Genomic DNA, 11,699 nt, shown 5'->3' on the forward strand with positions numbered 1-11,699 from the left:
CTACAGCGTCGACGGCAAGGCCTACGGTGCCTACGACCCGACGCCCCTCACGGACGGCCAGCACACGGTCTCGGTCAAGCACATCGACGCCGCGGGCAACGTCTCGGTGGCACGCTCGCTGACCTTCACGCTGCACTCCACGGCCCCCGGCGCTCCGAGCCTCGCCCTCACCAGCGACACGGGCGCCTCGGCGGGCGACCGGATCACGAGCGACGCCCGCGTGACGGTGACGGGCACGCAGGCCGGCGCCAGCCTGAGCTACAACCTCGACGACGGGGGCTGGGCTGGGACCTACGACCCCGCCGCTCTCGCGGACGGCGCCCATACCCTGGCCGTGCGGCAGACGGACACCGCCGGCAACACCTCCGTGGCTGCCTCCCTCGCCTTCACGCTCGACAGGGTCGCGCCCCAGGCTCCGGCGGTGCTCCTCGCCAACGACACCGGCAAGCTCGGCGACGGGATCACGAGCGACGGCCACCTCTCGGCGACCGCCCCGGAAGCGGGAGGCAGCGTCAGCTACGTCATCGACGGCACGGCGTCCGCGACCTACGATCCGTCGACCCTCGGTGACGGCGCGCACACGGTCGCGGTCCGGACCAGCGACGCGGCGGGCAACGTCTCGTCCACCACGGCGGTGACCTTCACCCTCGACACGACGGCGCCCTCCCTCAGCGTCAAGGGAGTGTCCGGCCCCGGTCACGTGGTCGGCCACGCCGTCTCCGGCACCGTCGGATTCTCGGAGGCGGGCGCCTCCGTCACCGTCAAGGACGGTTCGACCGTCCTCGGCACGGCCGTTGCGGATGCGGCCGGCAACTGGAGCCTGCCCTTCGCGATGACGGAGGGGGGTGCCGGCCGCCACTACGCCCTGACCGCGACCGCGACGGATGCCGCGGGCAATGTCGGGCACAGCGAGAGCTTCGCCTTCGACCTCGACTTCTCGGTCAACCGCGGCCTGTTCTCCACGGCCTTGCACGACGCACAGAGCGTCGAAGGGCAGGTCTACGCCCTCTACGACGCCATCCTCGACCGGGCGCCGGACGCGGGCGGCTTCGCCTACTGGGTGGGCGCGCTAAAGAGCGGGATGGCCCTGCACGACGTCGCGGAGATCATCCTGAACTCCACCGAGGCGCAGGCGAAGTTTCGCGGCCTCGACGACCGGGCCTTCGTCGAGCACCTCTACGAGACGGCGCTCCACCGCTCGGGCGAGGCGGCAGGCATCGACGGCTGGGCCGGCGCCCTCGGCCACGGCGGCTCCCGCGCCGACGTCGCGATGGGCTTCGCGCTCTCCGGCGAGAACGTCGCGGCCCTGCAGACGGCGCTGAACTCGGGCACCTACGTCGAGGACCACGCGGCGACGGACGCGGCCCGGCTCTACTACGCGCTCCTCGACCGCGCGCCGGACGCGGGCGGGCTCCAGGCCTGGACGCAGGCGCTCAAGGGCGGCCTGTCCGAGGCCGGCATGGCGCAGGCCTTCCTCGGCTCGGGCGAGTACGAGGCCAAGCACGGCGGCCTGTCCGACTCGGCCTTCGTGGACCTGCTCTACCAGAACGCGCTCGGGCGCCACGCCGAAGCCGGCGGCCTCGCGGGCTGGACGGGCGCCCTCGCCCACGGAGCGAGCCGCGCCGAGATCGCCCTCGGCATCGCGCAGAGCGAGGAGGCGCACCAGCACCTTGCCCCGCATATCGAGCAGGGTTGGCACCTGATCTGAGTCGCGTCACCCGCTACGTGGCGGCCGGGCCTCCAGCCCGGCCGTCGGCCTGTCCGGCGCCTGTCGATGGGGGACGCCGCCGGCTCGACCGGCCGAGCTTTCCGCGTCATTCTCCGCCCGCGCATCGCGCGACGAAATGGGGAGGTTCTCGATGGAACGCCGTGACTTCATGACCGCAATCGGTGCCGTGGCGGCTCTCGGCGCCATCGGCTCGGCGCAGGCGCACGAGATGGGTCACGACCACGCCGCCCACGGCGGGCACAATCATCCGCCGAAGTACAAGGCCCTGACGGAAACGAGCGCACAATGCGTCTCGACGGGCAATGCCTGCCTGCGGCACTGCTTCGGCATGCTGGAGATGAAGGACACCAGCATGGTCTCCTGCACGATGTCGGTGCGCGACCTCATCCAGGCTTGCACGGCGCTGGAGGCACTCGCCGCGGTCAACTCGCCCCATACCGCGATCCTCGCCAAGGCGGTCGGCGAGATCTGCACCGCCTGCGGCAAGGAATGCGACAAGTTCGCAGACATCGCGGAGTGCAAGGCCTGCGGCGCCTCCTGCCGGGCCTGCGCCGAGGAGTGCCGCAAGATCGCCTCGTGAGGCTTCGCGGCGTGAGGCCCGGCCCTCACGCCTCGAACGGCGCCAGTTCCGGCTCCTCGATCACGCCGTCGGATTCCGGCTGCTCGGCCGTCCGGCGCCGGGACAGGAGCAGGATCAGCACCGGCAGGATCAGCAGGATCAGCAGGGGCGCGAGCGCCATGCCGCCGACGACGACGAGCGCCAGCGGCTTCTGAACCTGCGAGCCGACGCCTGAGGAGAGGGCGGCGGGCAGCAGCCCGACGCCGGCCACCACGCAGGTCATCACCACTGGCCGCATCTGCGTGAGGCAGGTGCGCATCATGGCCGAGACGCGTTCCTCGCCGGCCGCGAGGAGCGCGTTGAACTGCGTGATCACGATGATCCCGTCCATCACGGCGATGCCGAGGAGGGCGATGAAGCCGATCGCCGCCGAGACGCTGAAGGGCGTGTCGGTGAAGACGAGGGCGAGGATGCCGCCCGCCACCGCCATCGGGATGACGCTGAGCGCGAGCAGGGTGTCGGTCACCGAGTTGAAGTTGACGAAGAGCAGGATCGCGATCAGCGCCACGGCGAGCGGCACCGTCAGCGAGAGCCGGGCCAGCGCACCCTGCATGTTGTTGAACTCGCCGACGAGCTCCAGCCTGTAGCCTGGCGGCAGCTCCACCTCGGCGGCGACGCGCTCGCGCGCCTCGATGATGGTGCTGCCGAGGTCGCGGTCGCGGACGCTGAACTTGACCGGCAGGTACCGCTCCTGCCCCTCCCGGTAGATGTAGGCCGGCCCCGAGACGAGGCGCACGGAGGCGACCTCGTTGAGCGGCACCTGGATCACCATGCCGTTCGGCCCCTGGCCGGCGATGCGCAGGTTGCGGATCGCGCCGACGCTCTGCCGGAACTGCGAGGCGAGGCGCACGATGATCGGGTAGTGCCGGTCGCTGCCGGTGTCGTAGAGATCGCCCGCGCTGTCGCCGCCGATGGCGGTGCGCACCGTGGTGTTGATGTCGCCCGGCGTGAGGCCGTAGCGCGAGGCGCGCACGCGGTCGACGTCGATCTGCACGGTCGGCTGGCCGAGCGAGGTGAACACGCCGAGGTCGGTCACGCCCGGCACCGTCTTGAGCACCGACTCGACCTTGCGGGCGACATTCGTCAGCGTCTGCAGGTCGGGCCCGAACACCTTGAACGAGTTCTCGCCCTTGATGCCGGAGACGGCCTCGGCGACGTTGTCCTGCAGGTACTGCGACAGGTTGAACTCGATTCCTGGGAATTCCGCCCGGAGACGGTCGAGGAGTTCCGCGGTCATGCTCTCCTTGGTGACGCCCGGCCGCCACTGCTCGGCGGGCTTGAGCGGCGCGAAGAACTCGCCGTTGAAGAAGCCCGCGGCGTCGGTCCCGTCGTCGGGCCGGCCGTGCTGGGAGACCACCCGCTCGACCTCCGGCACCGCGGCGATGATGCGGCGCATCCGGTTGACGTAGAGGTTGCCCTCCCGCAGCGAGATCGTCGCCGGCATGGTGGCGCGCAGCCACAGATTGCCCTCCTCGAGCTTCGGCAGGAACTCCGAGCCGAGATTGCGCGAGGCGAGGCCGACGCCCACCGCGAGCAGCGCGGCGAAGCCGAGCACCAGGGCCCGGTTGCCCAGCGCCATGCGGATTGCCGGGCGGTAGAGGCGGTCGAGGCCGCGCACGAGGAAGGTCTCGACCTCCTCGATATGCTCCGGCAGCAGGTAGGCCGAGAGCACCGGCGTCACCGTGAAGGTGGCGATGAGGCCGCCGAGCAGGGCGTAGGCGTAGGTCTGCGCCATCGGCCCGAAGATGTGGCCCTCCACGCCGGTGAGCGTGAAGAGCGGCAGGAAGCCCGTGACGATGATGATGGCCGCGAACACGATCGAGCGGCTGACGTCGCTCGACGCCCGCACGATCGCGCCGAGCTTGCCCGCGAGCCCCTTGGCGCCCCCGCCGGCCGAGGGCGGCCCGTGCCCCGAGAGCCTTCGGAAGATCGCCTCGACCATGATCACCGTGCCGTCGACGATGAGGCCGAAATCGAGGGCGCCGACGGAGAGGAGGTTCGCGGATTCGCCCCGCAGCACGAGAATGATGACGGCGAAGAAGAGCGCGAAAGGGATCGTCGCCACGACAATGAGCGCGCTCCGCAGATTGCCGAGGAAGAGCCACTGGATCACGAGGATCAGGCTGATCCCGAAGAGCATGTTGTGCAGGACGGTGTGGGTCGTGACCTCGATCAGGTCCGAGCGGTCGTAGATCCGTTCGATGCGCACGCCGGGCGGCAGGATGCCCGCCGCCTCGATGCGGGCGACCTCCTCCTCGACCGCCTTGATCGTCGGCGTGCTCTGCTCGCCGCGCCGCATGAGGACGATGCCCTGCACGATGTCGTCGTCGTCGTTCATGCCGGCGATGCCGAGGCGGGGCTGATGGCCGATCGTGACGTGGGCGACGTCGCGCACCAGCACCGGCGCGCCGCCCGACTGGGCGAGCACCGTCTCCTCGATGTCGTCGGTGGAGCGGATCAGGCCGACGCCGCGCACCACGGCGGATTGGCTGCCGAGCGTGATCCGGTTGCCGCCGACGTTGAGGTTGCTGTCGTTGAGGGTCTTCACCACCCCGGCCAGGGTGAGGCCGTAGGCGGTGAGCTTGTCGATGTCGACGCTGATCTCAAAGGTCTTGGTCTTGCCGCCCCAGCCGATCACGTCGATGACGCCGGGCACCGCGCGGAAGCGGCGGCGCAGCACCCAATCCTGCAGCGTCTTCAGGTCGAGGACGCTGTAGCCCGCGGGCGCGGCGAGCTTGTAGCGGAAGATCTCGCCGATCGGACTCACCGGCGAGATGGTGGGCTTGGCGCCGTTCGGCAGAGGGTCGAGCTGGGCGAGGCGGTTCAGCACCTGCTGCTCGGCCTCGTAATAGGTGAACTCGAAGCCGAATTGCAGCTTCACGTCCGAGAGGCCGTAGAGCGAGACCGTGCGGACCTGCTTCAGATTCGGCAGGCCAGAGGTCATCACCTCGATCGGCACCGTGATGTAGCGCTCGATCTCCTCACCCGAGAGGCCCGGCGCCTGCGTGACCACGTCGATCATCGGCGGGGTCGGGTCCGGGTAGGCCTCGATGTTGAGGGTGCGGAACGCCGCGAGCCCGCCGATCAGCAGGAGCACGAAGGCGAGCACGACGAGCACGCGCTGCCGCAGGGCGAAGGCGACGATGGCGTCCATGTGGAAGGTCCCCTTGGCCGGCCCGCGGCCGGCGGCGCGATGCGGCGGCTCGCCCCGGAGCCGCGCGCGCCCTCAGCCCTGCGTGGCCATCCGGTCGATGAAGAGCGAGCCCCGCGAGATCACCCGCTCGCCGGTCTTCAGGCCGTCGAGGACCTCGATCGTGCCTCCGTCGACGATGCCGGGCTTGATCTCCCGGCTCTCGACGGAATTATCGGGCTTCAGCACCCAGACGCTCGCCTTGCTGCCTTCCAGGATCACGGCGGCCCGGGGCACCGAGTGCGACAGGCTCTCGCGCTCGTTGATGATGCGCACGCTCGCGAACATCTCGGGCTTGAGGAGCCCCTGCGGATTGTCGATCTCGGCGCGCACGACGATGCGGCGCGTCGCCGGATCGACCGAGGCGCCGATGAAGTTCACCCGGCCCTCGAAGGTCCGGTCCGGCAGCGAGAGGACGCGGAAGGTGAGCCGCTCGCCGAGATCGACCTTGGCGGCGTCGCTCTCGCGCAGCTGCGCGATCAGCCAGACCTTCGACAGGTCACCGATGATGTAGGACGGGTCGCTGCCGCCCGTGCCGATATACTGGCCGGGGCCGATCTTGCGCTGGATCACCGTGCCCGAGAGCGGGGCGTAGATCGTCGTCGTCGGATTGATGGCGCCCTTCTGGAGGGCCGCCATCTCCTCGTCCTTGAGGCCGAGGATGCGCAGGCGGTTGCGCACCGCCTCGAGCCCGACCTCGGCCGTGCGCGCGTCGTTCGTGGCCGACGTCAGATCGTTCTGGGCGTTCTGCAGGTCGCGCAGCGTCGTCGCGCGCGATTCGAAGAGGTCGCGCTGCCGTTTCTCGACGGCCTGGGCGAGGGTGAGCTGCGAACGGCTCTTGTTGAGGACGTTGAGCGCTGCGAGATAGTCGTTCTGGGCCTGGACCATCTCGTTCGCCTGAACCGCGAACAGAGGATCGCCCTGCTTCACCTGCTCGCCCGAGCGCGCCAGGATCGACACGACGCGGCCGGGATAGGGCGAGAAGATCGGAGTGGCGCGATACTCATCGACGCCGATCTTACCCTCGGTCGCGATCTCCTCGTAGAAGAGCCGCTGGTCGACCGTCTCGCTCGTCAGCGTCGCAAGCTGCGCCGCGGTGAGGACGAAGCCGCCCGAGGGCCGGGGCGCCGTCAGGGCCGCCGGCTGCACGGCCGCGTCGGCCACGCTGCCGCGGTGAAGCAGGCCGTAGCCGGCCACCGCAGCTCCGCTCAGCCCCGCGAGGATGAGAAGTTGCGTGCGCATCCTCAACCCGATGGGGCGGAGGTTCTGACCCTGGATGATGCTCATCGGAGTAAGCTCGGGCGCTCGCGCGGCGTGGAGGCGACGGTGACGGGGATGCGCAGTCGATGGACCGCTCTCATGCACAGGCGGGCGGTCGGGCACCAGTCCTGAACGCCGCGAAGGCGTCGGTAGGCCAACATTTTGACGGGTCCGTGACTGAATTCACCCGGTCTGCATGTGAGAACACCGAGGTCCCGTAGAGGGCTCCCGCCCTCTACAGCTGCGCGCCCCGAAGCGTGGGCACGATTTCGTGAGCGGCGAAGGTTCGCCGCGCCGAGGGGCCTCACGCGATGGCGCCCCCGCCCTTCCGGGTCACGGCGACGATGGACGGACGCGGAGGCATGCCGGGCTCGAAATCGGGCCAGCGGGTCGAGGGCTGGTCGAAGCTCGTCGGGATGGCATCGTCGTCGGACTCGCCCGGATGCTGGACGGCGACGAAGAAGGTCTCGTCGTCCGGCGTGAAGCAGGGACCGCACATCTCGGCGCCGATTGGCACCCGGAAGAAGTGGCGGGCTGTCGCCCGCCGCGGCCCCTCGGTCTCGACGGCCCAGATCCCGTCCGCCCGGCCCGTCGCCTTGCGCGAGTTGCCGTCCGTCGCGACCCAGAGCCGGCCGCGCCCGTCGATGGCGCAATTGTCCGGCATGCCGAACCAGCCGCTCTCGCTCGTCGCCGCCGAGAAGGTCGCGCCGGACGCGGGTGGGCCGCAGCGCAGGAGGATCTCCCAGCGGAAGCTCGTGGCGGCGTGATCCTCGCCCTCCGGCAGCATCTCGATGATGTGGCCGAAAGCGTTCTTCGGGCGCGGATTCGCGGCGTCGACCTGTTCGTCCTGGCGCCGGCCGTTATTCGTCAGCATCACGTAGACGCGGTTCGTGCGCGGGTTCGCCTCGATGTCTTCGGGCCGGTCCATCCGGGTGGCGCCGAGGATGTCGGCGGCGCGCCGGGTCTCGATCAGCACGTCGGCCTGCGTTTCGAAGCCCGCGCCCGCATCGAGGCCCCCCGTGCCGTGAACGAGGGGAAGCCAGCGCCCCGTCCCGTCCGCGTCGAAGCGGGCGACGTAGAGCGTGCCCGCGTCGAGGAGATCGCGGTTCGCCGCGGGGTGATGCGGATCGACCCGGCCCGCGGTCACGAATTTGTAGACGTAGTCGAAGCGCTCGTCGTCGCCGAGATAGACGACGTAGGCCCCGTCCTTCGCGACGATGCCGGCGGCACCCTCGTGCTTCAGGCGCCCGAGCGCCGTGCGCTTCTTCGGGACGGAATGCGGGTCGAAGGGGTCGATCTCGACGACCCAGCCGAAGCGGTTCGGCTCGTTCGGCGCCTTCGCGAGGTCGAAGCGGTCGTGGAATCGCCCCCAGCCGTAGAAGGGCTGGCCGAGCCCGTAGCGCTTGGCGTTCTCCGCCTCCCGATGCCCCTCGGGCAGGTTGCCGACGAAGTAGTAGTGGAAGTTCTCCTCGCCCGAGAGCCACGTGCCCCAGGGGGTGAGGCCGCCCGAGCAATTGTTGATCGTGCCGAGAACCCGCCGACCCTCCGGGTCCTCGACTGTGCGAAGGCGCGGGTGGCCGGCGGCGGGTCCGGTCATCTCCATCGGTGTCTCGGCGGTGATGCGCCGGGCGTAGGGAGAGCCGAGCACGGGACGCCAGCGCCCGCCTTCGCGCCGGATCTCGACGACCGAGCCCCCATGAGCGGCGATCTCCACCGCCACCTGCTCGCGCGAGAGCAGGTTGAGGCTGGTCTTGCGGCTCTGCGGGCCGAGGCCGGGGACCATGAGTTCGCTGTTCGTAAACTCGTGGTTGACGACGAGGAGTCCGTGTTCGCTCGACCCGGCGATGGGCAGGTAGCCGACGAAGTCGTTGTTGTAGCCGAACTGGCGGCGCTGGCGCTCCGCGTCCTGAGCCCGCGGATCGAGCGGGGCCGCGTCGGGAAAGAGCGGGTCGCCCCAGCGCAGGAGGATTTCGGCCTCATAGCCTGCGGCGACGTGATGCGTCTCGTCGACACCGGCCTCGACCTCAGGGAACTCGAAGCCCTCCGCCGCAGCGTCGCCCGCGACGAACGGCGCGCTGAACCCGGCAACCGCGCCCGCGACGAGCGCGCCGCGCATGAGATCGCGCCGGCTCAATCGCACGGCGATGAGGTCGTCGAGGGTCGGCTGCGCCTCGGTTTCGGGTTCGCGGACGCGGCGTCCGTTCGGCATCATGCGGCACCTTGGGCTTCAGGGGATCTGACGGTTGGGCGGGAAGCTCCCGCATCCGCATGTCGGTCCTGTGACAGAGCCGCCGTCCGGGCCTCGGGCGGCGGCTCAGGCGAGGCCGAAGAGGGTGCGTTCGCCGCGCACGCCCCGCAGGCCGAAGGTTCCGAGCCGCACCGTCTCCCGGGCACAGCGGCGCGCGACCTCCTCGGAGAGGAGGATGCTGCGCCCGAGCCTGTCGCAGAGAGCCTCCATGCGGCAGGTCTCGTTGACGGCCCGGCCGATCACCGTGAAATCGAGCCGACGGCTCGCCCCGACATTGCCGTAGACGACCTCGCCGAAATGCAGCGCGACATCGACGGCGAGGGCCGGCTCGGCCCGCTGCCTGCGCCGGGCGTTGAGGGCCTCGTTGGCCGCGACGGCCGCCTCGGCGGCCCGCAAGGCCGCCTCGCAGTTCGGGCAGGGCGAGCACTCCACCTCCGCGACCGGAAATACGGCGAGCATCCCGTCGCCGAGAAACTTCAGGATCTCGCCGCCCTGGTCGGTGACGGCGTCGCCGATCGCCTCGAAATGCTCGTCGAGCCAAGCCACGACCTGCAAGGCGTCGGCCCGCTCGGTGAGGTCGGTGAACCCCTTCAGGTCCGCGAACAGGATCGTGGCCGAGATCCGCTCGCCCTCGCCGCGGCGGATCTCGCCGGCGAGGACCCGCCGAGCCGCGGTCGGGCCGAGATAGACGCTGAGGGCGCTCGCGGCCGTGCGAGCGGCGCTGGAGCGGTAGGCCGCGAGCCCGAGCGCCGGGATCAGCCCCGAGACGACGTCGATCTCGACCTGGGTGAAGCCGCCGGGCCGGTCCGTCGCGAAGGAGAAGGCGAAGCCTCTCACCACCGAGCCGCCATCGCCGAAGGTGACGAGCCGCATCACGTAGTCGGTGCCGCCCGTCTCCCGCAGCGTCGCGAGAAGGGCGAAATCGGCCACGCCCTCCCCCGCCTCCAGTCTCCAGCGAGACAGAGTGAGGTCGCGCGAGAGCAGGTGATGGATGACGCTGCGCTGGAAATCCCGTTCCTGCTCGGGCCCATGCAGGAAGGTGCCGACCGTGACCGGCTGGTCCCGCCACCATTTGTGCGTGAGCGCGCGGAAATGCGGATCGATCGTGGGCAGATCGAGGCTCGCCCGCCAGACCGGGATGCCGCGGGCGGTCAACCGCTCGCAGATGCCCGTCAGCAGGCCGCCGAGATCGTCCTGGGCGAGCGCATGGCGCAGGATCCAGTCGATCAGGTCGTGAGGTGCGGCTAAAGCGTCCATGCTGCCGGTGTCCAGAGGTCCGAATCGGATGGGAGAGTATGCCCGCCGCGCCGGCCGCGGCATCCTGCGCGCCGGCGCGCCCCGAAGGCGCCGACAAGATCAACAGATCGCCAGATGAGATTGGCGGATTAGACTTCAGAATATTTCCTGCTACCGTCACCGAACTGGTCGGCAAAGCAGATCCGGCCGTGCGTTTACGTACGAACACCGTCCGCAAGCGTGGCCGTGTTTAGGAACGCTTGCTCGGGACCCTGTCACGCCCCGCCTGGGGCTCCGCGGAGACGGTTCAGATGGCGGCGCCGACCCTGCAGAACGACTACGACATCTCGCGCTGGATGTACGGCTTTCCGGACAGCGACGTGCTGCCCCCGGTCCCGACCGGGCTCGCGCCGTTCTTCTACCGGACCGGCCAGTTCGATTCAGGCCTGCAGGCGAGCGGCTTTCACGGGGCCGCCTTCCAGACGCCCGGCCCCGTCTCCGAGATCGTGATCGGCTTCGAGGGCACCGACACGGCGGGCATCGAGGAACGGCCGGACTTCCTCCTCGCCCAGGTCGACGCCGACGTCGCCCTCTATTTCGGCGGTATCCCGCAGGCCCTGACCGATGCGGTCGCCTTCAGCCGGCAGGTGATCGCGGCGGCGGCCCTCCAGGGCATCGGAACGGACCGCATCACCATCACCGGTCACTCCCTCGGCGCGGCGGAAGCGGCCTATGTCGCGGCCGTGCTCGGCATCGACGGGCTCACCTTCGCCGCACCCGGCCTGTCGGCCACCAAGCTTCCGCCGAGCGGCGCCGGCACGCTCGTCAACTACGTCGAGTATCTCGATCCGGTCGCCAATTACAGCTTCACCCCGGTCAATTACGAGACCGAATTCCTGTGGAGCGACACCATCCGGCGCGTCGGCGATCCGAGCTACATCGGCTCGCCCCTGGAGGAGGCGCTGCGCGGCCTCCTCTCCGAGGCGGGCAACCTGTTCGGCCCGAACTCGACCTTGGCCGACCGGGTCGCGGGCCTGACCGCCTTCGGGGCACTCGCCGCCACCTACCACCCGCTCACGAATTACGGCGAGGACCTCGGGCTCCTCCAGAACAATACGCCGATCCTCGTCGACGGGAGCCGGATCGTCGCGGGACGCGACTACCTCCTGCTCTACGGCGACATCGCCGATCGCAGCGCCCTCGTCAGCGACGCCTTCTACTCGATCTCGAATCCCGACGTGCGGGCGGCCGGCCTCGACGCGGAGGGGCATTACGCGCGGTTCGGCTGGCGCGAGGGCCGCGACCCCGATGCGTATTTCTCGACGCTCGGCTACCGGGCGGCCTACGCCGATGTCGGGCGCGCGCAGGTCGATCCTCTGGCGCATTACGACCGGGTCGGCTGGCGCGAGGGCCGCGA

Annotated in this window: 7 protein-coding genes; 3 read left to right on the forward strand and 4 right to left on the reverse strand. The window is 70.0% G+C overall.

The annotated features are described in order from the left end of the window. Both E1J50_RS23970 and E1J50_RS23975 read left to right on the forward strand, forming a co-directional pair. The coding region (locus tag E1J50_RS23970; RefSeq protein WP_132256408.1) for a DUF4214 domain-containing protein at nt 1–1,708 on the forward strand (1,708 nt) is incomplete at its 5' end. A 151-nt stretch (nt 1,709–1,859) separates the two neighbouring features. Continuing rightward, nucleotides 1,860–2,309 (forward strand): four-helix bundle copper-binding protein, encoded by a 450-nt coding sequence (locus tag E1J50_RS23975; RefSeq protein WP_132256410.1) that lies wholly within the window; start codon nt 1,860–1,862, stop codon nt 2,307–2,309. Between the two features lie 25 nt (nt 2,310–2,334). Here the strand turns inward: E1J50_RS23975 and E1J50_RS23980 are convergent, their stop codons facing one another. The 4 genes from E1J50_RS23980 to E1J50_RS23995 all read right to left on the reverse strand — a co-directional run bounded on the left by E1J50_RS23980 (nt 2,335) and on the right by E1J50_RS23995 (nt 10,303). Then, nucleotides 2,335–5,502, reverse strand: a complete 3,168-nt coding sequence (locus E1J50_RS23980; RefSeq protein WP_132256413.1) for an efflux RND transporter permease subunit — start codon at nt 5,500–5,502, stop codon at nt 2,335–2,337. 72 nt (nt 5,503–5,574) lie between these two features. After that, a complete protein-coding gene (locus E1J50_RS23985) occupies nt 5,575–6,825 on the reverse strand; it encodes an efflux RND transporter periplasmic adaptor subunit (RefSeq protein WP_132256415.1) in 1,251 nt (416 codons plus the stop codon). Nucleotides 6,826–7,102: 277 nt separating this feature from the next. Next, nucleotides 7,103–9,010 (reverse strand): PhoX family protein, encoded by a 1,908-nt coding sequence (locus tag E1J50_RS23990; RefSeq protein ID WP_245516728.1) that lies wholly within the window; start codon nt 9,008–9,010, stop codon nt 7,103–7,105. Between the two features lie 102 nt (nt 9,011–9,112). After that, nucleotides 9,113–10,303: an adenylate/guanylate cyclase domain-containing protein gene (locus E1J50_RS23995; RefSeq protein WP_165937960.1), complete on the reverse strand. Its 1,191-nt coding sequence runs from the start codon at nt 10,301–10,303 to the stop codon at nt 9,113–9,115. 290 nt (nt 10,304–10,593) lie between these two features. Between E1J50_RS23995 and E1J50_RS24000 the strand changes: the two genes are divergently transcribed. Next, nucleotides 10,594–11,699, forward strand: a 1,106-nt coding sequence (locus E1J50_RS24000; RefSeq protein WP_483466581.1) for a Tle-like phospholipase domain-containing protein, incomplete at its 3' end; no start/stop codon positions are given.

The sequence above is a fragment of the Methylobacterium segetis genome, assembly GCF_004348265.1.
GTDB classification, from domain to species: domain Bacteria; phylum Pseudomonadota; class Alphaproteobacteria; order Rhizobiales; family Beijerinckiaceae; genus Methylobacterium; species Methylobacterium segetis.

Bases quoted from the DNA above. Each gene is read 5' to 3' on its own strand.
- E1J50_RS23975 (WP_132256410.1), top strand. From the start codon at position 1,860: ATGGAACGCCGTGACTTCATGACCGCAATCGGTGCCGTGGCGGCTCTC.
- E1J50_RS23980 (WP_132256413.1), bottom strand. From the start codon at position 5,502: ATGGACGCCATCGTCGCCTTCGCCCTGCGGCAGCGCGTGCTCGTCGTG.
- E1J50_RS23985 (WP_132256415.1), bottom strand. From the start codon at position 6,825: ATGAGCATCATCCAGGGTCAGAACCTCCGCCCCATCGGGTTGAGGATG.
- E1J50_RS23990 (WP_245516728.1), bottom strand. From the start codon at position 9,010: ATGATGCCGAACGGACGCCGCGTCCGCGAACCCGAAACCGAGGCGCAG.
- E1J50_RS23995 (WP_165937960.1), bottom strand. From the start codon at position 10,303: ATGGACGCTTTAGCCGCACCTCACGACCTGATCGACTGGATCCTGCGC.